General features: G+C 68.5%; 17 protein-coding genes. 10 read left to right on the top strand and 7 right to left on the bottom strand.

Annotated features, from left to right (window positions below):
- Positions 1–107 precede the first annotated feature (107 nt).
- Positions 108–740, top strand: a complete 633-nt coding sequence (locus tag ACFV2O_RS03550; protein WP_379249893.1) for a pyridoxamine 5'-phosphate oxidase family protein — start codon at positions 108–110, stop codon at positions 738–740.
- Here ACFV2O_RS03550 and ACFV2O_RS03545 read toward each other — a convergent pair.
- Positions 727–1251 (bottom strand): MarR family winged helix-turn-helix transcriptional regulator, encoded by a 525-nt coding sequence (locus ACFV2O_RS03545; RefSeq protein ID WP_379249892.1) that lies wholly within the window; start codon positions 1249–1251, stop codon positions 727–729. The two genes, ACFV2O_RS03550 and ACFV2O_RS03545, sit on opposite strands and share 14 nt — an antisense overlap.
- 223 nt (positions 1252–1474) lie before the next feature.
- On the opposite strand from ACFV2O_RS03545, the gene ACFV2O_RS03540 reads away from it, so the two are divergent.
- Positions 1475–1690, top strand: a complete 216-nt coding sequence (locus ACFV2O_RS03540) for a hypothetical protein (protein WP_355073102.1) — start codon at positions 1475–1477, stop codon at positions 1688–1690.
- 108 nt (positions 1691–1798) lie between these two features.
- Here the strand turns inward: ACFV2O_RS03540 and ACFV2O_RS03535 are convergent, their stop codons facing one another.
- Positions 1799–2254 carry a GtrA family protein gene (locus ACFV2O_RS03535; protein WP_355073107.1) on the bottom strand — a complete coding sequence of 152 codons (456 nt, stop codon included), beginning with the start codon at positions 2252–2254 and terminating at the stop codon, positions 1799–1801.
- A gap of 119 nt (positions 2255–2373) precedes the next feature.
- Here ACFV2O_RS03535 and ACFV2O_RS03530 point away from each other — a divergent pair, with 119 nt between their 5' ends.
- From ACFV2O_RS03530 to ACFV2O_RS03510, 5 genes are all read left to right on the top strand, one after another.
- Positions 2374–3861, top strand: a complete 1488-nt coding sequence (locus ACFV2O_RS03530) for an FAD-binding oxidoreductase (RefSeq protein WP_355073109.1) — start codon at positions 2374–2376, stop codon at positions 3859–3861.
- Positions 3858–4619 carry a decaprenylphospho-beta-D-erythro-pentofuranosid-2-ulose 2-reductase gene (locus ACFV2O_RS03525; protein WP_355073111.1) on the top strand — a complete coding sequence of 254 codons (762 nt, stop codon included), beginning with the start codon at positions 3858–3860 and terminating at the stop codon, positions 4617–4619. Before ACFV2O_RS03530 ends, ACFV2O_RS03525 begins: the two co-directional genes overlap by 4 nt.
- 140 nt (positions 4620–4759) lie before the next feature.
- Positions 4760–6775, top strand: coding sequence for a galactan 5-O-arabinofuranosyltransferase (locus tag ACFV2O_RS03520; protein ID WP_379250135.1), 2016 nt, complete (start codon positions 4760–4762; stop codon positions 6773–6775).
- A 102-nt stretch (positions 6776–6877) separates the two neighbouring features.
- Complete coding sequence (locus tag ACFV2O_RS03515) at positions 6878–8776, top strand: glycosyl transferase (RefSeq protein ID WP_379249889.1); 1899 nt, start codon at positions 6878–6880, stop codon at positions 8774–8776.
- 11 nt (positions 8777–8787) lie between these two features.
- A complete protein-coding gene (locus ACFV2O_RS03510; protein WP_379249887.1) occupies positions 8788–12135 on the top strand; it encodes an arabinosyltransferase domain-containing protein in 3348 nt (1115 codons plus the stop codon).
- A gap of 71 nt (positions 12136–12206) precedes the next feature.
- Here ACFV2O_RS03510 and ACFV2O_RS03505 read toward each other — a convergent pair whose 3' ends face one another.
- Positions 12207–13139, bottom strand: coding sequence for an NADP-dependent oxidoreductase (locus ACFV2O_RS03505; protein WP_379249885.1), 933 nt, complete (start codon positions 13137–13139; stop codon positions 12207–12209).
- A 99-nt stretch (positions 13140–13238) separates the two neighbouring features.
- Between ACFV2O_RS03505 and ACFV2O_RS03500 the strand changes: the two genes are divergently transcribed.
- Together ACFV2O_RS03500 and ACFV2O_RS03495 are read left to right on the top strand one after the other, a co-directional pair.
- The gene (locus tag ACFV2O_RS03500; RefSeq protein ID WP_355073117.1) at positions 13239–13640 is read left to right on the top strand and encodes a helix-turn-helix domain-containing protein; all 402 of its coding nucleotides are present in this window, start codon (positions 13239–13241) and stop codon (positions 13638–13640) included.
- Between the two features lie 86 nt (positions 13641–13726).
- The gene (locus ACFV2O_RS03495) at positions 13727–13885 is read left to right on the top strand and encodes a hypothetical protein (RefSeq protein WP_169332658.1); all 159 of its coding nucleotides are present in this window, start codon (positions 13727–13729) and stop codon (positions 13883–13885) included.
- 80 nt (positions 13886–13965) lie between these two features.
- Here ACFV2O_RS03495 and ACFV2O_RS03490 read toward each other — a convergent pair whose 3' ends face one another.
- Positions 13966–14553, bottom strand: coding sequence for a Uma2 family endonuclease (locus ACFV2O_RS03490; RefSeq protein ID WP_355073120.1), 588 nt, complete (start codon positions 14551–14553; stop codon positions 13966–13968).
- Between the two features lie 143 nt (positions 14554–14696).
- Positions 14697–18062, bottom strand: a complete 3366-nt coding sequence (locus tag ACFV2O_RS03485; RefSeq protein ID WP_379249882.1) for an arabinosyltransferase domain-containing protein — start codon at positions 18060–18062, stop codon at positions 14697–14699.
- A 223-nt stretch (positions 18063–18285) separates the two neighbouring features.
- Between ACFV2O_RS03485 and ACFV2O_RS03480 the strand changes: the two genes are divergently transcribed.
- A complete protein-coding gene (locus tag ACFV2O_RS03480) occupies positions 18286–18783 on the top strand; it encodes a peptidylprolyl isomerase (protein ID WP_379249880.1) in 498 nt (165 codons plus the stop codon).
- A gap of 67 nt (positions 18784–18850) precedes the next feature.
- Here the strand turns inward: ACFV2O_RS03480 and ACFV2O_RS03475 are convergent, their stop codons facing one another.
- Entirely contained in the window at positions 18851–20395 is a 1545-nt protein-coding gene (locus ACFV2O_RS03475) for an acyl-CoA carboxylase subunit beta (RefSeq protein ID WP_379249878.1), read from the bottom strand.
- Positions 20392–25653, bottom strand: a complete 5262-nt coding sequence (gene pks13, locus ACFV2O_RS03470) for a polyketide synthase Pks13 (protein ID WP_379249876.1) — start codon at positions 25651–25653, stop codon at positions 20392–20394. The genes ACFV2O_RS03475 and pks13 overlap by 4 nt, the downstream gene beginning before the upstream one ends.
- Between the last annotated feature and the right edge of the window lie 11 nt (positions 25654–25664).

Genomic DNA, 25664 nt, shown 5'->3' with positions numbered 1-25664 from the left:
ACGTTTTGCCGCGTGGATCTCATCTAAAATGGACGCGATCTCGAGACGACCGCGGTTCAACGTCGAGCCTGGTGTAACCCGCATTCCGGCGACCGGAGGGGGCTGCGATGCCCGGTGGACACAGTGGCAGCGACGGAGAGCGTGAGCTGCAAGAACGGTACGGAACAGAAGATCGAGCACAGCGCTTCTACGACGATCAGGTGCTCGACCGGCTCAATCCGACGATGATAGATTTCATCGGCCGGATGGATATGGCGTTCATCGCCACAGCCGACGAACACGGCGAATGCGACTCGAGTTTCCGCGCCGGATTGCCCGGTTTCCTCCATGTGATAGACGACCGCACGATCGCCTATCCGGAATACCGCGGCAACGGCGTCATGGCGAGCCTCGGCAATATCCTGGAGAATCCGCACGTCGGGATTCTGCTCATCGATTTCGTGCGCGACCTCATCGGACTGCACATCAACGGCTCGGCCCGCATCGTCTCCGACCCGGCACTTCGCACCACCGTGCCCGACCTGCCCGTCAACCACAAAGGCCGCGCCGCGGAGCAGTGGGTGGTGGTCGATGTGCAAGAGGCATACATCCACTGCCGCAAGCACATCCCGCACCTGATCCCCGCCCCGCGCGAACAACGCGAGTGGGGCACCGACAACATTCGCGCCAAAGGCGGCGACTACTTCGGGGCGAAGGCGGAGAAACGTGAGCTGGCCGACACGATGATCAGCGGCTCCTGAAGGGCGTGGCGCGGCGGATCACCGGCTGCGGCGAGATGTGCCGGGCGCCGCCAGCGGTGGACCAGGCCCGTCCACCTCGCTGATGGTGCGCGAGCAGGCGGGTGAGCAGGCGGGTCAGTTCGTTTCTGTCCTCGGCCGACAGCGGTCCGAGCAGGTCGTCTTGCACCTTCTCGAGCGCTTGATCCATGCGCCGCAGTTGCCCTTTGCCCGCCTCGGTGAGGGTCACGATATTGCGCCTTCGGTCGTCCGGGTCCGGCGTCCGCTCGACGAAACCCTGGCCGACCAGTTCGTTGATCGCCGCCACCACGTCGCTGCGGTCCATGTTGCACCGGCGCCCGAGCTCAGCCTGGCTCGCCGCCCCGAACTCGTCCAGCGCGGCCAGAATGCGGTAGTGGTACCCACGCGCACCCACCTCGCCGAAGCTGTCGGACGCCAACCGGTGGGCATGCACGGCCAACTGGGTGACCAGCCAACTCGGCTTCGCGACCAGGCGCGCGGGTGTCTCCTCCACAACAGCCACCATACATCGTTGGGACTGCCAATCAATCGGGCTGCCCGCGAGCGACGCGTCATCGAGACCTCCCTCGGGCAATCCGCAGCCGTGTGCCTGGACGACAGCAGGGTCTAATTGCTTGGTGCGCAACATACTTCGTAACGTCGGGGTAATTGCTGCCGATCAGTCGGTTGCGCGGCCTTACGAGCCGCCATCCAGAACCACGGAAAGAGGCCACCTGATGAAGAAGCTTGTCGTCGTCACCGCCGTGATCGCAGGACTCGTCGTTCCGGTGGGCTCGGCCGCCGCGGAACCTGTCGCCGCACCTGTCTCCACACCCGTCGCCACGATCTCGGCCGTGACCCCGGTGGGTTCCTGGTCGGAGGATCTGTTCTGCGCCGTCATCAAATTCCTGAAGGGCGGCTGGGCAGGCCGTCCCACCGACTGCTCGTTCTGACCGGCTGAGCGCGATTCCTCGACTCGAACCTCTCTCGACCGGTCCCCGACGAAGTGAATCGTCTGGTCGGCGCCTTCCTGGCCGACCACGCCGCCACGAGCGGATAACTCAGCGGAGCTTGAAGATCACCAAGCGTTGGACGATGAAGTTGATGACGGTCGCGGTGCCCTGGGCCACGACGAAGGCAAGCGGCTGGCGCCACCACTCGTCGGCCAGCGAGAAGTACAGCAGGTTGTTGATGCCGACCTGCACCGCGAAGGTCACCGCGTAGAGAACGACCACCGCGAGGAAGCGGATGCGGCTGGGCGGAGCCTGGAAGGTCCAGCGGCGGTTGATCAGGTATGCCGTTGTGGTGCCCGCCACGAAGCTGATCGACTTGGCGACACCGACCGGGAGACCGACCAGGTTCAGCAGCAGGCTGTAGAGCCCGTAGTCGACGACGGCCGAGAACCCGCCGGTGAGAGTGAACCGGATGATCTGCGTCTTGAGGTCGACCTCGGTGCCGCCGGGCTCGTCGACCAGGGGCAACTCGGCCGGAAGCGGCAGTTGGGGTTCGGCTTGCACGCCGACGAGCGTAGCGCCGGACCGGGTCGGGCACTCATTACGGTTCTAAACCGACGTGTTCGTCACTACCCATGGGTAGAGCGACCGCGTCCCCATCTGCCGTCATACCTGTAGCCTCTATGCCGATGTCCACGAAAGCTCCGACCGCCACCAAGACAACCGGGAACGACAAAGGCGCCGGCGTCGCGAACGACGGCCCGGCCGCGGGCACCGCGTTCACTCTTCCGACGCGCACCCGCACGTTGACCGGGTGGGGTCGCACCGCACCCACCTCCTCCGAAGTGCTCTCGACCAGCGATCCCGAACTGATCGCCAAGGCAGTCGCCATGGTCGCCGAGGACAACGACGGCAAGCCCGCCCACCTGCGGCGCGGCGTGATCGCGCGCGGCCTCGGCCGCTCCTACGGCGATCACGCGCAGAACGCGGGCGGTCTGGTCGTCGACATGACCGCGCTGAACAACATCCACCGGATCGACCGCGACACCCGCATCGTGGACGTGGACGGCGGCGTCAGCCTGGACCAGCTCATGAAGGCCGCGCTGCCGTTCGGCCTCTGGGTCCCGGTGCTCCCCGGCACCCGCCAGGTGACCATCGGCGGCGCGATCGCCTCCGACATCCACGGCAAGAACCACCACAGCGAGGGCAGCTTCGGCAACCACGTGCGCTCGATCGATCTGCTCACCGCCGACGGGCAGGTGCAGCACATCACGCCGAAGCGCAACGCCAAGCTGTTCTGGGCGACCGTCGGCGGCAACGGGCTCACCGGCATCATCCTGCGCGCCACCATCGAGATGGTGCCGACGGAGACGGCCTACTTCCTCAACGACGGCGTGAAGACCACGACCCTCGACGAGACCATCGCCGCGCACAGCGACGGCAGCGAGGCCGACTACACCTACTCGAGCGCCTGGTTCGACGTGATCAGCCCGCTGCCCAAGCTGGGCCGGGCCACCATCACCCGGGGCAGGCTGGCGAAGCTCGACGAGCTGCCCAAGCGGCTGCGCAGCAAGCCGCTGAAGTTCGACGCGCCGCAGCTGATGACCGTCCCGGACATCTTCCCCAACTGGACGATGAACAAGCTGACGCTGATGTCCATCGGCGAGGCCTACTACCGGATGGGCGGCAACTACACCGGCAAGGTGCAGAACCTGACGCAGTTCTACCACCCGCTGGACATGATCGCGGAGTGGAACCGCGGCTACGGCTCCAACGGCTTCCTCCAGTACCAGTTCGTGGTGCCGACCGAGGCGGTCGAGGAGTTCAAGCGAATCATCGTCGACATCCAGGCCTCCGGGCACTACTCGGCGCTGAACGTGTTCAAGCTGTTCGGCCCGGGCAACCAGGCCCCGCTGAGTTTCCCGATGCCGGGCTGGAACATCTGCGTCGACTTCCCGATCAAGCCCGGTCTCAACGAGCTGGTCGGCGAGCTGGACCGGCGCGTGCTGGAGTTCGGCGGGCGGCTGTACACCGCGAAGGATTCGCGGACCACCGCCGAAACCTTCCACAAGATGTATCCCCGGATCGACGAGTGGATCAAGGTCCGCCGTAGCGTCGACCCCACAGGCGTTTTCATGTCCGATATGGCGAGAAGGCTGGAGCTGCAGTGATCAATGCCGTTGGTAACCCGCAGTCGATTCTGCTGCTGGGTGGCACGTCGGAGATCGGCTTGGCAATCTGCGCGGAGTACCTGAAGAAGGGGCCCGCGCGCATCACTCTGGCGGCGCTGCCCGGTGATCCGCTGCGCGAGGGCGCGGTCGCCCAGATGAAGGCCGCGGGCGCGAGCCAGGTCGAGGTCATCGACTTCGACGCGCTCGACACCGATGGGCACGCCAAGGTGATCGACGCCGCCTGGGACGCGGGCGACGTGGACGTCGCGATCGTCGCCTTCGCCCTCGACGGCGATCCCGAAGAGCTGTGGCAGAACCAGGCCAAGGCCGTGCGAGTCGCCCAGATCAACTACACCGCCGCGGTCTCCGTCGGCGTGCTGGTCGGCGAGAAGATGAAGGCGCAGGGCTTCGGCCGGATCATCGCGATGTCCTCCGTCGCCGGCGAACGGGTGCGCCGCTCGAACTTCGTCTACGGATCGACCAAGGCCGGTCTGGACGGCTTCTACCTCGGGCTCGGCGAAGCGCTGCGGCCGCACGGCCCGCGTGTACTGGTGATCCGGCCCGGCATGGTGCGGACCCAGTTCTCCGCGCACGTCAAAGAGGCTCCGCTCACCGTCGACAAGGAAGACGTCGCGGCGCTGGCGGTCGCGGCATCGCAGCGGGGGAAGGAACTGGTCTGGGCGCCGGGGACCTTCCGCTACGTGATGATGGTGCTGCGGCACATCCCGCGCTCGATCTTCCGCAGACTGCCGATCTGATCGGCGACCGAACTCGGACATGGTGCCCGCGTGATCAGTGATCGCGCGGGCACCTATCGTCTGACGGAGTGACCCTGTGAACCCGGAGGCGCCATGCGAGTAATCCAGTGCGACGAGCGCGGAGCGGTCCGTTGAGCACGGTGACCGCGGCGGACGAAGCGCCGCCGCGTCCCGTCGATCCGGCCCCCGCGCCGGGGCGCGGGTCACTCGTGGCACGTCAGATCGCGGCCGGCGTCGGCGAGGCCGCGCTCGCGGCGGTGGTCGCCGCCGTGGTGGCCGTCGTCGGGCTCGTCGCGTTCTCGCTGGTGCAGTGGCCCGCGTTCAACTCCTCCAACGTGACGCGGGCGCTGACCACGGTCGGGCAGGTCGGCGCTGCGGTCGTGCTCGCGGTCGCGATCGCGCTGCTGCGGCTGCGCAAGTGGCCCTGGATAGCGAAACTGCTGTCCTGGGTGGGTCTTTCGACGTTCGTCACGTTCACGCTCGGCATGCCGCTGGCGGCGACGAAGCTGTATCTGTTCGGCGTCTCGGTGGATCAGGAGTTCCGCACCGAGTTCCTCACCCGGCTCACCGATTCCGCCGCGCTGCGCGACATGACGTACGCGGATCTGCCGTCGTTCTACCCCGCGGGCTGGTTCTGGATCGGCGGGCGGGTGGCGAATCTGCTCGGGATGGACGGCTGGGAAGTATTCAAGCCGTACGCGATCACGTTCCTCGCCGTGGCCGCGGTGGTCGCGCTGGTGTTGTGGTCGAAGCTGATCCGCGCGGACTGGGCGGTGGGCGTCGCGGCGGCGAGCACGGCGGTCACCCTGGCCTACGCCGCCCCCGAGGCCTACAGCGCCGTCATCGTGCTGCTGCTGCCGCCCGCGCTGGTGCTCGCCTGGGGGGCGCTGTATCGCCCGCTGGAGGGCGTGACGGAGGAGCATCGCACGGCCGGTGGCTGGGGCGCGGTCGTCGGCACCGGGCTGTTCCTCGGCTGGGCGGCCACGTTCTACACCCTCTACTTCCTCGCGGCGGCTTTCGCGGTGGCCCTGATGGGTCTGGTGGCGGCCTTCCTCGCGGTGCGTGCGCGGCGCGCCGACCGTCCGCGCCGCGCGCGCGCGGCGACCGGGCCGACCCGTCCCGCGTGGCGCGCGGCGGCGCCGCCGCTGGTGCGGCTCGGGGTGATCGCGGTGATCGCCGGGCTGTTCGCGCTCGTCGTGTGGGCGCCGTACCTGGCGAAGGCGCTGCGCAGCGCGACGGCGAGCTCCGGGACCGCCCAGCACTATCTGCCGGAAGCGGGAGCGGAACTGCCGTTGCCGATGTTCCAGTTCTCCCTGCTCGGGGCGTTGTGCCTGGTCGGCATCATCTGGCTGGTGCTGAGCGGCGCGTCGTCGCGACGGGCGCAGGCGCTGGGCATCGGGGTGGCGGCGATCTACCTGTGGGCGCTGCTGTCCATGGCCGCGACCGCGGCGGGCACCACGTTGCTGTCGTTCCGTCTGGAGCCGGTGCTGTTGGTGCTGCTGTCGGTCGCGGGCGCGTTCGGGTTCGTGGAGGGCGCGCGGGCGATCTACCAAGCGTTGAACGAGCCCGCCCGGTTCCGGCTGGTGGCGATCGTCGTCGCGACGATCGGCGCGTTGGCGTTCGCCCAAGACATCCCGCACGTGCTGACTCCGGAGATCACGACTGCCTACACAGACACCGACGGAGACGGAAAGCGAGCCGACAAACGGCCTGTGTCGGCCGTGTCTTTCTACGACGAAGTGGATGCGGCGCTCACCGCGCAGACCGGCCGACCCCGCTCGGACACGGTGGTACTCACCGCCGACACCAGCTTCCTGTCCTTCTATCCCTACTTCGGCTTCCAAGCGCTCACCTCCCACTACGCCAACCCGCTCGCCGACTTCGCGGGCCGGGCGGCGACCATCGAGCGCTGGAGCAAGCTGAAGACGCCGCAGGAGTTGCTCGACGCGCTGGCGGCCGGCCCGTGGCGCGCGCCCGACGCGTTTCTGTTCCGGCACAGCGGCGACACCTACACGCTGCGGCTGGCCAAGGACGTCTACCCGAACGACCCCAACGTGGCGCGCTATTCGGTGAGTTTCCCCAAGGAACTGTTCGCCGACCCGCGTTTCACCACCACCGACATCGGACCGTTCACGCTGGTCACCGTCCACCGCTGAAATCGCGGCGGTTGAACTCGCGCGCAGTGGATACCCCTCTCGTTTGTCGGTCCACGCACAGCGTGGTTGTAACGGAGCGCGCTGGCGAGGAGTGATGCGCAGGTGACACAGGCACAAGACGCCGAGACCGACCTACCGGCGGAATCGGCGACGGTCGCGATCGCGACGAAAGAGGCGACGGCGACCGGAGTGCTCACCACTCCCGCGCGTACCCGGCGGCTGCCCCGACTTCCGCTCGCCGATCTGCTCGTATGCGCCGGTTACCTGGCGCTGGCAGCGACGGTGCTATCGGGCCAGTGGCGCGATACCGACAACGGATATCTGATCAAGAGCGGTCAGGACCAGACGATGTGGGAGTGGTTCTTCGCCGTCACCGCGCACTCGGTGGCCGCCCTGCACAACCCGCTCGGTACCGATCTGCAGAATTTCCCGGCCGGGGTGAACATGATGGCCAACACGGCCATGTTCGGTGTCGGCGTGCCGCTGACACCGGTCACCTTGCTTTTCGGGCCGACCGTCACGTTCGTACTCGTGCTCACCCTCGGTCTGGCCGGAACGGCGTTCGCGTGGTATCGCCTATTCGTCCGCGAGCTCGTCCGGTCCCGGGTCGCGGCGGTGATCGGCGGACTGTTCTGCGGATTCGCGCCCGGAATGATCTCGCACGCCAACGCCCACCCGAATTTCGTCGTGCTGCTGTTGCTTCCGATCATCGCGGGCCTGCTGATCCGGATGGCGCGGCGAGCGGCCGCGGCGGAACGGGAACGGCCGGGCGGGCGGGTACGGGATGCCGCCGTTCTCGGACTTCTGGTCGCGACGCAGATCGCGCTCGGCGAGGAACCGCTGTTGATCTTCGCCCTCGCGTTCGGCCTGTTCGGGATCGTGTACTACGCGCATGCTCCGCGCACCGCGCTGCGCGTGACGCGAGTGGTCGCCCCGACTTTCGCGCTGGCCGCGGTGATCACGTTGGCACTCGCCGAGATTCCGCTGTGGTGGCAATTCTTCGGCCCGCAGAGCTATCGATCGATCGACCACGGCCCGATGGGCAACGACCTCGAAGCGCTGGTGCAGTTCCCGTCCGAATCGCTGGGCGGCGTGTTCGCGCCCGGCGCGAACGTGGCGATCAATCCGACCGAGCAGAACGCGTACTTCGGCTGGCCGCTGCTGCTGTTGGTCGTGTTCACGGTGGGAATGCTGTGGCGCGACCGCGTGGTGCGGGCCGCGGGCGTGGTGATCGCGGTCTTCGGCCTGCTGTCGCTGGGCGCGGTCGCCACGATCGGTAAACAGCCGACCGGCGTCGACCTGCCGTGGCGCTGGGCCGAACATGTTCCGCTGCTGAACACCGTGCTGGAGAGCAGGATGAGCATGGCCGCGATCCCGGCCATCGCGGTGGTGCTCGCGCTGGCCAGCGACCGCGCGGTGGGGACATGGACGCAATCGGCGGTGGACTGGAAGCCGCTGGCCTGGTTCGCGGCGCTCACCGGTGCGCTGCTGCCGCTGATCCCGACCATCCTGCCGGTGGTCGAGCGACCGCCGACACCGGACTTCTTCGCCGACGGCGCCGTCCGCCGTTACGTCGGCGACGGATCGGTGGTCCTGGTGCCGCCGCCCCGGCCACCCGACGCACGGGCGCTACGTTGGCAGGCCGACGCGGGTTTCACCTTCCCGCTGGCGGGCGGCTACTTCGTCGGCCCTACCGGTGCCGGCAAGAAAGGCATCTACGGTCCCGAGGCCCGTACGACCACCGCTCTGCTGGTACAGGCCCAGGACAGTGGAGTCGTACCGCCGATCGACGCGGGCGTGCGTACCCGTGCGACGGACGATCTGCGGTTCTGGCAAGCCGACGTCTTGGTGCTGCCCGCGACGAAGAACGGCGAAGTGTTGCGGGAGACCGTGACCCAGCTGCTCGGATTCACGCCGACGCGGGTCGAGGACGTCTGGCTGTGGGACGTTCATTCGCTGCGCGCGTCGGGGGCAGTCGGCATCACACCGGGCGGTAGCTAGCATCAACCACCGTGCGACCGGACCGATCTTCTCCAGCGTTCACCCGTATCCGCTTGATCGCCCTCCTCTCCGGGCTTCTCGGATTCCTGCTGGCCTTGCTGACCCCGCTGCTGCCGGTGCGGCAGGATCGGGCGAGCCTGGACTGGCCCGAGTCCGGCGCCGGGAGCGTGGCGGCGCCGCTGGTGTCCTACGAGCCGCTGCGGTTCAGTGCGACGCTGCCCTGCTCGATGACCGGAGAGCTCGGATCGGGCGGTACGCTGCTGTCCACCGCCCCCGTGGCCTCCGGGCGGGCGGCTACCAAGGGCCTGGTGGTCTCGGTCGCCGACGGCGTCCTCTCGGTGGTGCAACGCGACATCCCGCTGTTGTCCGCGCCGCTGGCCGAGGTCGGGTCCTGCGCGACGATCCGCATCGAGTCGACCGCCGCCGCGACGACGGCTGAACTCACCGGCGTCACCCGGCGGGACGGCACGCCGTTCCAGTCCACGGTCGGCCGGGACATCCGGCCGCAGCTGGTGGGCGTGTTCACCGATCTGAAGGCCGATCGGCTCGCCGGAGCGCAGGTGCACGCGGACATCGACTCGCGTTTCTCCTCCACGCCGACGCCGTTGAAGCTGGCCGCAATGATCGCCGCCGCCGTGTTCACGCTGATCGCACTCGTCGCACTGCATCTGCTGGACACCGCCGACGGGCGCCGACCGCGCCGGTTCCTGCCCGCGCACTGGTGGCGGGTCACCCCCGCGGACGGCGTCGTGCTCGGCACGCTGGCGCTGTGGCACGTCATCGGGGCGAACACCTCCGACGACGGCTACATCTTGAACATGGCGCGCGTCTCCGGGCACGCGGGCTACATGGCGAACTACTACCGGTGGTTCGCGGTCCCCGAGGCCCCGTTCGGGTGGTCGTACGAGGTGCTGGCGTGGATGTCGCGGATCTCCGACGCCAGCCTCTGGATGCGACTGCCCACGCTGCTGGCGGGCGTGATCTGCTGGCTGGTGATCAGCCGCGAGGTGCTGCCCCGCCTCGGCGCGCGGGTGCGCCGCAACAAAGTGGCGCTGTGGACGGCGGGCCTGGTCTTCCTCGCGTTCTGGCTGCCCTACGACAACGGCCTGCGCCCCGAACCGCTGATCGCGGCGGGCGCGCTGCTGACTTGGTGCTCGATCGAGCGCGCCATCGCGACCGGACGGCTGCTGCCCGCCGCGGTGGCCGTCCTGATCGCCGCGTTCTCCCTCGCGGCGGGCCCCACCGGCCTGATCTGCATCGCGGCGCTGATCGCCGGTTCACGGCCGGTGCTGCTGATCATCATCAAGCGCGCTCGCGGCGCCGTCCCGGCCCGGACCGGGCCCGATGCCGACGCGGCTGCCGCCGGTTCCGCCGAAGCCGCGGCCGCGGTGAACGCCCCCGCGAAGGTGCGCGAGCCGTCCCGGGCGGGCGCGGTGTTCCGGTTCGCCGCGCTGGTCGCCCCCGGCCTCGCCGCGGGCACGCTGGTGCTGGTGGTGATCTTCGCCGACCAGACCTTGGCGACGGTGCTGGAAGCCACCCGGGTGCGCACGATCGTCGGCCCGAACGTCGCGTGGTTCGACGAGCGCACCCGCTGGGACTCGTTGCTCATGCTCTCGCCGGACGGTTCGCTGGCGCGGCGGTTCGGCGTGCTGGTGATGCTGCTGTGCCTGCTCGTGAGCGTGCTGCAAGTTCTGCGCAAGGGCCGGATTCCGGGCACCTCGCGCGGCCCCTCGGTGCGCATTCTCGGCATCGTGTTCGCATCGCTGTTCCTGATGATGTTCACCCCCACCAAATGGACGCACCACTTCGGCGTGTACGCCGGACTGGCCGGATCGCTGGCCGCGCTCGCGGCGGTCGCGGTGGGCACCACCGGTATTCGCTCGCCGCGCAACCGCGCGTTGTTCGCCGCCGCCGTGCTCTTCCTGCTCGCCGTGACGTTCACCGGCTCGAACGGGTGGTGGTACGTGTCCAGCTACGGTGTCCCGTGGTGGGACAAGGCGCCGTTGATCGCGGGCAAGGGGCTGTCCACGTTGTTCCTCGGGCTCAGTGTCCTCGCGCTGCTGGTCGCGATATGGCAGCACTATCGCGAGCCGTACCGGCGTGAGCGGCCCGGAGCGCCACGGCGATTCGACCGGTGGGCCTCCGCGCCGCTGACCGTGGCCGCCGCGCTGCTGGTGATCTTCGAGGTCGCCTCGCTCGCCAAGGCCGCTGCCACGCAGTACCCCGCGTACTCGATCACCAAGTCGAATGTGCAATCGGTCGGCGGGGATTCGTGCGCGCTGGCCAACGAAGTGCTCGTCGAGACCGACACCGCCGATTCGCTGCTGCAGCCCTTCACCGGATCGCCTGCGGACGGCTTGGCCGCGCAGAACAAAGGATTCACCCCGAACGGGGTGGCGCGTGACCTCACCGCGGACGCGGAGGAGACGGTCACCGGCGGCGCGAACTCCGTGGACAAGGATTCGGAGAACAAGACCACCAACACCACCGGCGCGGGCACCGGCGGCGGCACCACCGAGCAGGCGGGCATCAACGGCAGCACCGTCGCGCTGCCGTTCGGTCTCGACCCGGCGAGAACCCCGGTGCTGGGCAGCTACCAGGAGGGCGAGCAACAGCAGGCGAAGCTGACCACCCAGTGGTACCGGCTCGACCTGACCGACAGCATGCGCAACGACCCCGCCTACCAGGTGCTCGCGATCACAGCGGCGGGCCGGATCCGCTCGGTGGACGCCGACGGTGTGCTCACCTACGGACAGGAACTGCACCTGGAGTACGGCGTACGTGGCGCGGACGGCGAGGTGCGCACGCTCGGCTCGATCGATCCGCTGGACATCGGCCCAGCGCCGTCCTGGCGCAACCTGCGGGTGCCGCTGGACCGGCTGCCGGCGGAAGTGAACGCGGTGCGGCTGGTCGCGATCGACAACGACATCACGCCCAAGCAGTGGCTGGCCGTCACCCCGCCCCGGCTGCCCAAGCTGGCCACGCTGAATTCCGTGGTCGGATCGCAGGCTCCCGTGCTACTCGACTGGCACGTCGGCCTCGCCTTCCCGTGCCAGCGGCCGTTCGACCACAAGGACGGCGTGGGCGAGATTCCGCAGTGGCGCATTCTGCCCGACCGGGTCGGCTCCGACGCCTCGAACGCCTGGCAAGACGACATCGGCGGCGGCCCACTCGGCTGGACCGGCCTGCTGCTGAAATCCCAAACCGTCCCCGCATACCTCGACCGCGACTGGGCTCGCGACTGGGGCTCCCTCGAACGCTTCACCCCCTACGACCCCACCGCCATTCCTGCCCCCATCACCACCACAACCCGAACCCGCACCGGCCTCTCCACCGACGACCCCATCCGCATCCGCTGACTCCGCGAGTCGCACATGGTGGAGCTGGCTTCTCGCGATTCGCCGCAGCCGTGTGCCACTCGTGGAGGGTGTCAGGGGATGAGGACGAGGCGGCCGCGGAGGCCGCCGAGGGCTAGGCGGGATTGGGCTTCTCGGACGGCGGTGAGGGGGTGGGTCGCCGCTACGCGGAGGGTTAGTTTGCCCGCGTCTACTCGGGTTACGAGGTGGTCGAGTCGGGTGCGGTCGGCGCGGACAAGGACTGTGTGGACCTTGGTGCCGCGCAACGGGATCGGGGTGTCGGGAACGCTGATCGACGCGAATCGCCCGCCGCCGCGCACCGCGGCGAGCGTCGCCGGGCCGAGGGCAGCCGCGTCCAGGGCGGCGTCGACGCCGCCGGGGACGATGGCGCGGACGGCATCCGGCAAGGACGCCTGGCGCGGAACGAAATCGGTGGCGCCCAAGGCGCGCACCGCGTCCTCGTCGGCGGGTGCGGCCGCGGCGATCACCCGGATACCCTGCGCCGCCGCGAGTTCGACCGCGAAGCCGCCGACAGCCCCCGCCGCGCCGGTGACCAGGAGCGTGTCGGTGGACGCGAGATCCAGCGCGTCGAGAGCCTGGAGCGCGGTGAGACCGTTGAGCGGGAGGGTCGCCGCTTGCACCGGCGACACGGAAACCGGAGCGGGTGCGACGTTCCCGACCTCCAGCACCACGTAGTCGGCCTGCGCACCGAGCGAGACGTCGAGCCGGTCGCTGATGCCGATCACCGCTTGCCCCACCGTGAACTCCGTGACGCCCGCGCCGAGCGCGTCGACCGTGCCCGCGACATCCCAGCCGACGCCCCACTGATCGCGCTGCGCGGCGAACGGCGTGCCGCCCACGCCCGCCCGCACCATCAGATCCACGGGGTTCACCGTCGCCGCCGCGACCGCGATGCGAACCGTACCCGGGCCGGGCTGCGGAGTCGGCACTTCCACGATCTCCACCACGGCTTCCGGTCCCGGCCGGCGGACTACCACTGCACGCATGATGTTCCTTCCTGTCTGCTGCCGACCAATCTAGGAACGGTTACTATCCAATGGGTAGTAGTTACCCGAAAGTGCGTTAGAGGCAGCGAGGTGCTCCCGGTGGCGACGAAGACCGCGGCGCAGCGCCGTGAGCTGGCAAAACAGCGGTACGACGCGTACATCGCCGAGTGCCCGACCCGGCAACTCCTGGACCGGATCAGCGACAAATGGGTGAGCCTCGTATTGGCCGCCCTCGCCGACGGGCCGTTGCGCTACGGCGAACTGAACCGGATCATCGCGGGCGTGAGTCCCAAGATGCTCACGCAAACGCTGCGCGGACTGGAACGCGACGGCCTGGTGGAGCGACGGATCACCGCGGAAGTCCCGGTCCGCGTCGACTACGAACTCACCCCGCTCGGCCACAGTCTTCAGCCGGTCATGAGCGCGGTCAAAGCATGGGCGGAGACACGCATGGACGACGTGATCGCCGCGCGGGCGCGCTACGACCGCACCGTCCAATAAACCGGTTGTCCGGTCTGAAAAATATGCTCCCACCTGTGGCTATGCATCGCAGGACGAATCGGGCCGCTGGCCTTAATCTGAATGCCATGACAACGGCATTCGATGAAATGGATCTGCGCGATCTTGTCGGACTGCTCAACGAAGAGGAACAACGGGAGCTGCGGCCTGCGGTGCTGCGCGTGCTCGGCCGCCTCCCTTCGCAAGAGGTGCTCCGGCGCGAGCTCGGCCTTCGGCTGAAGGTCTGAGCGCCCGGTAACGCACCGGCGACATACGGCAGGGCCGCCGCGCAGGATTCACCTGCGCGGCGGCCCTGTGTTCTGGGCACCTAGCCCGTGGCCAGCTCGCTGAACGCGACGTCGACGGGTATCGGCACGTCCACAGCCAGACGGCGAGTATGCAGACAGACCAGGTGGTAGCGACCTTCGGAGAGCCGGTACTCCTCGATCTGCTCGATTCCATCGCCGGGCTCGGTGAGGAAGACGATGAGGTAGACCGGGATACCGACCGCCGCGTATGCGGCCTTTTTCTCCACCGTATCGGTGTGGTGTGAACTGTCGGGAGAGACGATCTCGACCACGAGCACGGTGTCATCGGCATACAGTCGCGCATCGTCGTCCAGACAGCGATACACGACGACGTCCGGTCGGCGGAGGCTGAGCGGAACGTCGCTGAGCCGGACGTCCACGTCGGTCTCGACCATCAAGCACGGTTCCGGCTTGCGCGCTGCTTCCATATGCGCGGCCATGCGCCGCGCCACCCGATTATGCAGCCGTGAGGGGCTTTCGCACTTGACGATATGGCCGTCGATGACCTCGATGGTCCGGCAGAAATCAGGGGGCAGCTGTTCGTAGTCCCGCGCCGTGATCTGGTCCGGGATCCAGCGGTACCAGTCGCTGGGTGCGCTGCTCGTCATGCCCTGAGACTACCGGCCGGCTCGCGCATTTCACGGTACGGATTCGCACTGCTCAGCCCGTGCGACGATGTCCTGGATAAGGCAAAGGCCGTCGCATCCGGTCCCTGTACCGATGCGACGGCCTGGTGTTTGCCCGAAACGGATCAGAACACGCGCATACTGCCCGGCGACCAGAGGCCCGAGCGCGTCGCGGTGCCGGTGTCCAGCTTCGCCGGGACCGCGCTGCGGTCGTACTGCTCGTAGCGCTCCAGGGAGCCCCAGTCCCGCGCCCAGTCGTCCTTCAGGTAGGTGGGCACGGAGATGGACCTGGCCAGCATCTGCGTGAAGCCGAGCACGCCGCCGAACTCCTCGGCCTGCCAGGTATTCGTCGAGCTGATGGCCAGCGGGCGGTCCGGCAGGATGCGGTAGCCGGGCGCCTCGGCCACGCCGTTGCGGTGGTCGAACGGACGCTGGCATGGGAACTGCAAGCCCACCGCCCAGTCGAGCAGAATCGGCTGCTGGGAACCCAGCAGGCTGTTGAGCGTCTGCAACTTCGGCATCCGCGGCGGCGTGAACGCCAGCCACTGGTCCCCGATCAGGATCGGGTCGTTGGCGACGATGCGCACCGCGTCGGCGTCGGGCGCGATCTCGTCCAGCGGCACCCGCAGGTTGCGCCAGGACGGGAACGGGCCGATGTCACGCGGCAGGTAGGTGCCGAGCTTCTGCACGCTGCCGTCGGGCTGCCGCTTGCCGTAGTCGACGGTCAGCGACTGGCCGTACTTCATCGCGCCGGTGTCGTCGAAGGAGAGGATGCGACCGGCGGCCGAGATCACCACCAGCGGCTTGTCCGCCGAACGCGCGGGCAACTGGTACCAGCTCGAGGTGACGTTCGCGGGCTGCTGCACGCCGTTCTGGTAGCTGCCGAGGATCGGCGTGGTCGCCGGATCCAGGCCGAACGGGAGGGCGACGGTGGAGCCGTTGACGCCGCGCGCGCCCTGACCGCCGCCGGTGCCCGCGCTCTGCCCCTCCGCGAACGCCGCGCCGACCGACTGCGTGGAAGTGTTCCCGGTGCCCGGCTTCACCTCGACGCTGTCGGCGGACAGATCATTGGGCACGCCGTTGGGGTCGAAACCGACCGGATCGACACCGGCCAGCGGATCGGACGGATTCGTCGGCGGATGCGCCGGATCCATGATCGGCTCCAACTTGCCCGCGTTCGGGTCCGGCTCGACCAGCACGTCATTGGCCAGGCCGCAGGTGCTGCCGCTGAGCGCGTCGATGTTCGACCGGGCCAGCGAGTACGCCGGATACTGCGAGACCGCGCCCTTCACCAGCGAAAGCACCTCGAGCGCGACCATCAGCGCGGCGACCACGGTCAGTGGGATCGCCGCGAACCGGCGGATCCGCCTGCCACGTGCCGTCTTGGCCGACGGCTGCGGCGCGGTGTAGTCCTCCCGCAGCGCGTACCAACCGACCAATGCCAGCGCCACGCCGAACAGCACGAGCATGAGGGTGTTCGACTGGTAGCCGTGCAGCGAGACGCGCTTGTCGAACCACGGCACACCGAAGCTGGACACGTACCAGTAGCCGTTGATGCCGGAGAACGCGATCGCGAGCACGAACAGCAACCCGGCCAGGAAGATGGCCCGGTTCTTGCGGGCTCGCAGGGCGCTCGCCGAGACCGCGACCGCGGTGACCGCCGCCAGCGAACCCGCGATGCCCGCGTACGCGCCGAAGTGGTGGGTCCACTTGGTCGGGTTGAACATCATGAAGAAGATCGTCCCGAAGACCACGCCCATCAACCGCCAGGTCGGACCGCTGGAGATACCCGGCACCCGCCTGCGGCGCAGCAGCACCAGCATGGTGGTGAACAGGCACAGCAGCATCACCAGGAAGGCGAAGCGCCGCGACAGCGAGCCGTCGACGGTCTCCACGAACAGGTAGTAGTAGCGCAGGTAATCCTCGTACCAGGCCAGGTTCGGCCCGGTCACCTGGCGAACCCGGTTGGCCTCCTGGATGCCCGCGAAGGTCTGGTCGGTGTAGACGGCCGTCAGCACGAGCACGCCCGCCGCGGCGATCGGTGCGAGCAGGGGCAGCGTCGAGCCCCACCGACCGGCGCCGAGCGCGGCGAACTGCCGGTGCTTGCGTACCACGATGCGCAGCATCGGACGGATACCGGCCAGCAGCGCGGCGACGCACATCAGGCCCGTCGGCGCGGCGGCGAGAGTGAACGCCGCCACCAGGACGGCCACCGCGGCGGGCAGCAGCCGCCCGGTCGCGATGGCCCGCTCGATCGACACCCAGGTCAGCAGCGCTCCGAGCGCGACGATCGGCTCGGAGCGCAGGCCGTTGTCGAACGGCAGCCAGAACGCCAGGAACACCAGCCCGCCGGTCCACAGCGCCACCTTGCTGGTGCGCACGCCGCGACCCAGCCGGGGCACCACCTCGCGGCTGATCACCAGCCAGCACAGGATCGCGCAGGCCAGCGCAGGCAACCGCACCCAGGCGCTGGCGGTGGAGATCTCCGAGAAGACCTGGATGACGTAGTAGTACCAGCCGAACGGCGCCTCCGGCACGCCGTACCAGCGGAAGTAGTTGGCCATGTAGCCCGCGTGCGGGGCCACCCGCACCATGCTGAGGATGTAGCCGTCGTCGGAGGTGTTCGCGCCCGCGAAATGCCACAGCAGCAGCGTGCCGACCACCGCGCCGTCCGCCCAGGTCGGCTTCAGCCAGTTCGCGGGCAGGAACCGGCGGTGCCCACGCCCGTCACTGCTGTCGAGCCGGGCCAGCGCCGCCAGGGCGATCAGCGTGCACAGCACCGCCGCGATCATCGCGACCAGCTTGATCGCGGTCGGGCTGGAGGAGAAGCGGGTGTCCACCGTCATGGTGAACGACAAACCGGTCGGCGCCGCGCCCTTCAGATCGGAGAACACGCCGACCACCTGGGGCCGCAGATCGCCGCCGAGCTGCCCCTCCACCGGCACGGTGACCGACTCGTTCGCCCCGGGCGCCCCGCCCTCGATCGGCCGCTCCACCTGCCTGGTTATCCCGTTGAACACGCCGTAGGTGCTGTCGCTGTCCGAGGCGATGCTCAACGACGTGCACTCGCCCATGCGGCTGCGGTCGGCCGACACAACCACTGCGTTGCGGTCGATCACGTCCACCGAGGTCTCCGACACCCGCACGAACAGCGCCTCCAGCGCGGCCCGGTCGCCCTGCGGCGGCGCGGTGGCCAGCAGCATGCCACCGCGCTCGGGTAGCTGGGCGATCGTCTCGCACGGGATCGTCGCCTTCAGGTCGATCGGGACCTGCGACATCAGCGGCGCCTGCACGTTGCCGAGCGTCCCGCCCTGCGGCCAGTTCAGCACCGCGGTCGTCTGTGTGACCGGCAGGAACGGCGTCGCCAGCGCGAACAACGCGCCGAGCACTCCGGCCACCAGCGCGATGAGCCGGGCGGTCCGGAAATCGTTCGGGGTCACCACCGGGGCGGCGGGAGGTTTCGTGAGTACAGCGGTTGCGGCGTCGGGCACGGTTGGCAATGCTAGCTGGCTCCCCCGCCTCTCCGGGTCTTTAGGCCGTGCTAGTGGGGCGTCGCGCCATTTGCGTTCAGGCCCTGCGTCAGGTGCGACTCAGGTTCTGGACGTTCCCGGCGAGTTACCCATGTGCTCACGAAACCAGTTCGTCGGTATCGGACGCTACTGGAAAAGTACCCGTATGACGCAACCGTCTACGAAAGGATGGAAAGGTGGGTGTATGACCAAGGTGAATATCTCGACGAACTACGGATCTATCGTGCTCGAGCTGGACGATCAGAAAGCGCCGAACACCGTGCGCAATTTCGTGGACTACGCGAACGCCGGCCACTACAACGGCACCATCTTCCACCGCGTCATCCCCGGCTTCATGATCCAGGGCGGCGGGTTCGAGCCCGGGTTGCGTCAGAAGGGCACCAAAGCCCCGATCCAGAACGAAGCGAACAACGGCCTGAAGAACAACAAGTACACCGTCGCGATGGCGCGCACCAACGACCCGCACTCGGCCACCGCGCAGTTCTTCATCAATGTCTCCGACAACGACTTCCTCAACCACTCCGCTCCCACCGCGGCGGGTTGGGGCTACGCCGTCTTCGGCGCGGTGACCGAGGGCGCCGACGTGGTCGACAAGATCGCGGGTGTCCGCACCTCCTCGGCGGGCATGCATCAGGACGTGCCGGTCGACGACGTCGTCATCGAATCCGTCACCGTCAGCTGATCATTCGAGACGCCAGACGCGAATCGGGCCGCGCCCCAAGGGGTGCGGCCCGATCGTGTACCGGTTGCTACAGCGGCAGCAGGTGATGCTTACGCGGATTGCGGGCAACGGACTTGTCCCGCAAAAGCTGTAGCGCACGACGGATTTCCAGTCGGGTCGTCGACGGCTCGATGACCGCGTCGACGTATCCGCGTTCGGCGGCCACCCACGGCGTCGCCACGGTGGCGTTGTAGAAATCGATCATCTGCTGGCGAATCGCCGCCCGCTGGTCCTCGGGCGCGGCGTCGATCTGCTTGGCTCCGATCAAGCTGACCGCGCTCTCGGCGCCCATGACCGCGATCCGCGCCGTCGGCCAGGCCAGGTTCACGTCGGCGCCCAGCTGCTTGGAGCCCATCACGGCGTAACCGCCGCCATAGGACTTGCGGATCACCACGGTGACCTTCGGCACCGACGCCTCCACGTAGGAGAACAGGAACCGTCCACCGCGCTTGATGACGCCGATCTTCTCCTGTTCCACGCCGGGCAGGAACCCGGGCGTGTCCACGACGAACACCAGCGGGATCTCGAACGCGTCGCACAGACGCACGAAATGCGCCGCCTTGTCCGAGGCGCGGGCGTCCAGCGCGCCCGCGTACACCATCGGCTGGTTGGCCACCACGCCGACGCTGCGGCCGTCCACGCGGGCGAAGCCGGTGATGACGTTGCGCCCCGCCGAAGCGCCGAATTCGTGGAAGGCGCCGTCGTCGAAGATGCGCAGCAGGATCTCGTGCATGTCGTACCCGGAGTTGTCGGAGTCCGGGACGATCGAGTTCAGCTCCAGGTCGGTGTCGGTGATCTGCGGCTCCAAGCCGGGATTCACGATCGGCGCCAGCTCCTGGCAGCTGGTCGGCAGGTAGCTCAGGTAGTCGCGCACCCACTCGAACGCGGCCGATTCGTCCTTGGCCACGTGGTGGATGTTGCCGTACTCCGCCTGGCTGCGCGCGCCGCCGAGTTCCTCGAGACTCACGTCCTCGCCGGTGACCTCACGGATCACCTTCGGCCCGGTGACGAACATGTACGCCTCTTCGGTCGCCACCACCACGTCGGTGTTGATCGGGGCGTAGACGGCGCCACCGGCGCATTTGCCGAGGATCATCGAGATCTGCGGGACCAGCCCGGACAGCGGCTCCTGCCGCCGCCCCAGCTCGGCGTACCAGGCCAGTGAGGTCACCGCCTCCTGCACGCGCGCGCCGCCGGAGTCGTTGATGCCGACCACCGGGCACCCCACCTTGGCGGCGTACTCCAGGATCCCGGCCACCTTGCGGCCGAACATCTCGCCGACCGAACCGCCGTAGACGGTCTGGTCGTGCGAGAACACCGCCACTGGCCTGCCTTCGACCAAACCGTGCCCGGTGACGACGCCGTCGCCGTAGAGCGCGGCGGAGTCGCCCGGTTTGCGGACCAGCGCGCCGATTTCCACGAAGGTTCCCGGATCGAGCAGCATGTTGATCCGGTCGCGGGCGCTGGGAATACCCTTCTTCGCCCGCTTGGCCACGCCCGCTTCACCCGCCGGCTCCTGCGCTAAATCCAGGCGCTTGCGCAGGTCGGCGAGTTTCTCGGCAGTAGTGCTCACTTGGCCCCTTTCGCCTCGATCGCGGCGAGCTTCGCGGTCAGGTCGGCTCCGATCTTGCCGATCCGCGGTTCGTCGATGATCTGCAGGTGGTCGCCCGCGATGTGGACGACCTCCAAATTCGGGATGTACTCGTCCCAGCCGCCGTTCGGCACCCGGTCGGCGAAGCGTGGCTCGAGCTCGATCATCCCGTCGTGGTAGCGATCGGCGAGGTAGAGCACGACGTTGCCGTCGTAGTGGGACGGTTGGGTACGGGCGAGGTGGCGACTATCGATCCACGAGGTGCGCTGGTGTTCGAGCACGCCACCGGGAATCTTCGCGCCACTGATCTTGATCAGGTCGCTGATCATCTTGAACTGCTCTTCGTCGGATGCCGCGGCCAGTGTCTCCAACTGCTCGCGGTCCAATTCGCCGTCGACACCGTAAGTCTTCTTGGCGAAGGTTTGGTAGCGCTCGATCCGCCGCACCCGCTCCTCGGGGCTGTTGTCCTCGCCCTGCGTCGGAATGGCCAGATCGATCAGGCCGACCACGCGCACGTCCGCGCCCTCGGCCCGCAGCAGTTGCGCGGTCTGCATGGCCAGCACCGCGCCCAGCGACCAGCCGTACAGCACGAACGGCCCGTCACCCTGGAGCTTGCGCAGCTCGGGCAGGTATTGGCGGGCTCGTTCCTCGATGGAACCGTCGACCCGTTCCAAGCCGTACATCGGCGTGTCGGCGGGCAGACGCTTCAGCAGAGGCTCGTACACCAGCGTGTTTCCACCGGACGGATGGAACACGAATACCGGAACCGCGTTCGAGCCCTCCGCGCGCGCCCGAAGCGGACGCACGAAACCGTCCACATCCGCGCCGCTGTCCTGCAGGTTGCGAACAATGTCGGAGAGCTGCTCGATGGTCTCGCAATCGAGGACGTCGTCCACGGTGACCTCGGCCTTGACCCGCTCGGTCAGGCGCGCGGCCAGCTTCTCCGCGGTGTCCTCGTCGAGGATCGGCAGCGTGTTGAAGATGCCTCCGGCCGACTTGCCGGTGACCACCGCCCAGGTGGCGAAGGTCAGGCGCTCGGCGGCGTCGCGCGGCGGGACGTCGTCCTCGTCGGCGGGCTGCTGGGCAGCGCCGCCGAACACGGCTGCGGGCGCGGCAGCAGGCTGGGGGGCGGGCGCCACGGCTTCGGGCACAGCGCTTTCCGGCGGCACGGAATCCGTCGGCGCGTCAGCCGGTGCGGCCTCGGGCGCGTCGGTCGTCTTGCCGGTCACCGCCGCGACCGGGTCGGCCCCGGTGGCCAGCGCCGCGCGGGCCGTGGCGATGAAATCGGAGTCGACGGCCAGCTCGCCGGTACCGCCCGCGGCCTTGTCGGCGGCCTGCTGATCCGCCATCGCCTGCACCTCGTCGCGGTGCTCGATCGCGTACCGCAGCACCTTGCCGACCTCGTGCAGGCTCGCGTCCCGCACAGCCTGTACCTGCAACTGCGGGATGTCGAACTCGTACTCGACCCGGTTCTTGATCCGCATCGCCATCAGCGAGTCCAGACCGAGTTCCATCAGCGGGATCTCCATCGGAAGATCCTCGACCGCGTAACCCATGGACTCCGCGACGATCAGCGCGAGCCGCTCCTCGACGGTCTGCGTGCCGTTCGGATCCCACCGGTCGCCGAAGGTTTCCACGACCTCGATGTCGGCGTCGCCCTGGGGCTGCGCGGCGGGCGCCGGGACCGTCTCGGTCGCAACAGGTTCCGGCAGCGGAGTACTGGAGGTGACCACGGCGTCGAACACCAGGCGGAAGGCGCTGCCCTCCTTGGCATGCACCTGCACCGAGGCGCCGCCGGGATGCGGGGTGAGCGTGGTGGTGAGCGTGCCCGCGGCCGGGATCGGCGCGTGCGGGATGGACGCGCCCAGCGACACGTCGCTGAGCACCTGCGCCGCCGCGGCGCGCACGAGTCCGGCGAGATCGGTCACCGAGGAGGCCTGGACCTCCCAGACGTGCCTGCCGTCCGGCAGCGCGACGTGCGCACCGGGAACCCGGCCGTTGCCGCCCGAGGACAGCTGGACCTTCGGCCAGTACTCCTTGCGCACGAACGTGGTACGCGGAACGTCGGCGTACTCGCCTGCACCGAGCAGCGAGAACAGATCCACCTTGTGCCCGTGCACGTACAGCTGGGCGAGCGCGGCGATCACACCGGCGGACTCGTCTTCTTTGCGCTTGAGCGTGGGGATGAGCTGCGCGTCGTGCACGCCCGCGGCGAAGGTGGTGCCCAGCACCTGCATCAGCGCGACGGAATTCGGCGCCAGCTCCAGGAAGGTCGTGTGCCCCGCGTCCACGGCGAGCTTCACCGCGTTGGTGAAGTACACGCTATGGCGCATGTTCTTGACCCAGTAGTCCTCGTCATGGATCGGGTCGTGACCGGAGCGGAAGAACTCTTCCTTGTGCACCGTCGAGTACAGGCCGGTCTTCAGCTTGGTCGGCTCGATACCGGCCAGCTCCGCGGCCAGCTCGCCGAGCAGCGGATCCATCTGCGAGGTGTGGCCCGCACCGCGGGTCTGCAGCACCCGGGCGAACTTGCCCGCCGCCTCTACCCGGGCGACGATCGCCGCGACCTGGTCCTGCGGACCGCCGATCACCGTGTTCGTCGGCGCGGCGTACACCGCGACCTCGACGTCCGGGTATTCCGGCAGCAGGCTCGCGACGTCCTCGGCGCTGTACTCGATGAGCGCCATGTTGCGCACGTCGTCGTCACTGATCATCTGCTCGCCCTCGCCCATAAGGCGGGAACGGGCGCAGATCACGCGCACCGCGTCCTCGAGCGAGAGACCACCGGCGATGTACGCGCCGGCGACCTCGCCCATGGAATGACCCACCACCGCATCGGGTTCCGCGCCGTGCGCGCGCAGCAGCGCCGCCAGGCCGACCTGGATGGTGAAGATGCCGACCTGCGAGGTGCCGACGTTGTAGTCCTGGCTGTCGTCGAGGAACAGTTCGCGCACCGAATATCCGGCCTCGTCCTGCACCAGCTCGTCGACCTCGTCGACAGCCTTCGCGAAGATCGAGTTCTCCAGGTACAGCTGCTTGCCCATCTTGCGGTGCTGCGCGCCGAAACCGGCCAGCACCCACATCGGGCCCATGGCCGCGGGCGCGTCGGCGGTGAAGACGCCGGTCCCCGGCTTGCCCGCCGCGATGGCGCGCAGTCCGGCGATCGCCTCTTCGTGCGTCTTCGCCAGCACCACGCCGCGCGAACGCCAGTGGCTGCGCTTGGCCAGCGACCGCGCCACATCGGCGAGCGGAGTCTGCGCGCCCGCCTCGGATTCCAGCCAGTCGGCCAGCTCGGCGGCGGCACGACGACGCCGCGAAGGCAGATAACCCGACACGGGCAGGATCTGCGGCAGCGGCTCGGTGCGCTCGGCGGTCCATTCCGCGTCGGCTTCGGCCGCCTCGGCCACGGCGTCGCCTGCCGCGGATTCCGTCTCCGCGTCGACGCTCTCCGCCACCGCGTCCTCGTCCAGCCGTGCCTCGAGTTCGGAGAACGGGGCCTCGGTCTCGGTCGCGGTCGGCACGTACTCCTGGACGACGACGTGCGCGTTGGTGCCGCCGAAACCGAAGCCGGAGATGCCGATGGTGGCCTTGCCGCTGTAGCGGGGGAACTCGGTGGGCTCGTCGACGATCTTCAGGTGCGCCTGATCCCACGGGATGTACGGGTTCGGTCCGGCGTAGTTGATGTTCGGCGGAATGACGTTGTGCTGCAACGACATGATCACCTTCGCCAGGCTCGCCGCACCGGCGCCGGACTCCAGGTGACCGAAGTTGGTCTTGGCCGAACCGAGCAACGCGGGCTTGTCGGCCGCACGTCCCCGGCCGACCACCCGGCCGAGCGCGTCGGCCTCGATCGGGTCGCCGATCAGGGTGCCGGTTCCGTGCGCCTCGATGTAATCCACCGCCGACGGCGCGATGCCCGCGTCCCGGTAGGCGCGACGCAGCACTTCTGCCTGGGCGTCGGGATTCGGGGCGAGCAGACCGTTGGACCGCCCGTCGTTGTTGACCGCGGAGCCCTTGATCACGGCGTAGATCGTGTCGCCGTCGCGTTCCGCGTCGGCGAGCCGCTTCAGCACCACCAGACCGCCGCCCTCGGAGCGGACCATGCCGTCGGCGTCGCTGGAGAATGCCTTGATGTGACCGTCCTTGGCGACGCCGCCATTGGCGTCGAAACCGAGCGTGGCCATCGGCGCGAGCAACATGTTCACGCCACCGGCGAGCGCCAGATCGGCGTCACCGCTGCGCAGCGCCTGCACCGCCTCGTGCACCGCGACCAGCGTCGAGGAGCAGGCGGTGTCGACGGCCACCGACGGACCGCGGAAGTCGAAGAAGTAGGAAACCCGGTTGGGGATGATGGACGTGACGCTGCCCATGATCGCGTAGGCCTCGGCCGATACCGGCACGTTCGGATCGCGCTCGCTGCCGAGGCCGAGCGCCGCGAGCAGCATGAAGTCGTTGCCCGACGAGCCGATGAACACGCCGACCGGCTCGCCCTTGAGTTCGCTGGCCGGAATCCTGGCGTGCTCCAACGCCTCCCAGGTCAGCTCCATCATCAGGCGCTGCTGCGGATCGACCCGCTCGACCTCGACCGGCGACATGGCGAAGAACTCGGCGTCGAAACCCTTGACGACGTCCTGATCGAGATAGCCACCCCTGGTGTTGGCGTTCTCGACCGCTTCCGCCAACTGCGGCTCGGCCAGGAACTCCGACCAGCGCCCTTCTGGCCGCTCCCGGATGCCGTCACCGCGTCCGATGAGGAATTCCCACGTCGACTCCGGAGTGTCGCCCGCGCCGGGCAGCCGCGTCGACAGACCCACGATCGCGATGTCGTGTGCCTCACCCGGCGCGTAACCCGCGGTGTAGAAGGCGTCGTCGGACGACTCCGCGGGCAGCTCCGGCTCGCCGTTGATGATCCGCTCGGCCAGCGAGGCGATGGTCGGATGCTGGTACACGATCGTCGCGTTCAGCATCACGCCGGTCAGTTCCTCGATGTCCCCGCCGAGGGCGATGGCGTCCCGCGAGGCGAGCCCGAACTCCTCCATCGGCCGGTCCACGGTGATCTGCTCGATCGGTTGCCCGGTCGCCTCGGAGACCCAGCGCCGCAGCCACTCACGCAGCTCCGCCACCGACATGTCGGTCTGCGCGCCGCCCTTCGCGGACTCGGCCGGGGCCGCCGCGTCGGCGACGGTCTCCACGGGTGGGGCGTCGGTCGTCTGGGTGGGCGTGCCCTCGTTGTCAGCCATCAATTCCTCAA

Origin of the sequence: Nocardia sp. NPDC059691, from assembly GCF_042733915.1 — a bacterium.
Taxonomy (GTDB): Bacteria; Actinomycetota; Actinomycetes; order Mycobacteriales; family Mycobacteriaceae; genus Nocardia; species Nocardia sichangensis.
The sequence above is the reverse complement of the archived record's forward strand: the minus strand, read 5'-3'. Positions and strand labels throughout refer to the sequence as shown.

Excerpts from the sequence above, each read along its gene's own strand:
- ACFV2O_RS03530 (WP_355073109.1), top strand. The coding sequence starts at position 2,374 with ATGCCGATGTCCACGAAAGCTCCGACCGCCACCAAGACAACCGGGAAC.
- ACFV2O_RS03480 (WP_379249880.1), top strand. The coding sequence starts at position 18,286 with ATGACCAAGGTGAATATCTCGACGAACTACGGATCTATCGTGCTCGAG.
- ACFV2O_RS03490 (WP_355073120.1), bottom strand. The coding sequence starts at position 14,553 with ATGACGAGCAGCGCACCCAGCGACTGGTACCGCTGGATCCCGGACCAG.
- pks13 (WP_379249876.1), bottom strand. The coding sequence starts at position 25,653 with ATGGCTGACAACGAGGGCACGCCCACCCAGACGACCGACGCCCCACCC.
- ACFV2O_RS03505 (WP_379249885.1), bottom strand. The coding sequence starts at position 13,139 with ATGCGTGCAGTGGTAGTCCGCCGGCCGGGACCGGAAGCCGTGGTGGAG.
- ACFV2O_RS03550 (WP_379249893.1), top strand. The coding sequence starts at position 108 with ATGCCCGGTGGACACAGTGGCAGCGACGGAGAGCGTGAGCTGCAAGAA.
- ACFV2O_RS03495 (WP_169332658.1), top strand. The coding sequence starts at position 13,727 with ATGACAACGGCATTCGATGAAATGGATCTGCGCGATCTTGTCGGACTG.
- ACFV2O_RS03540 (WP_355073102.1), top strand. The coding sequence starts at position 1,475 with ATGAAGAAGCTTGTCGTCGTCACCGCCGTGATCGCAGGACTCGTCGTT.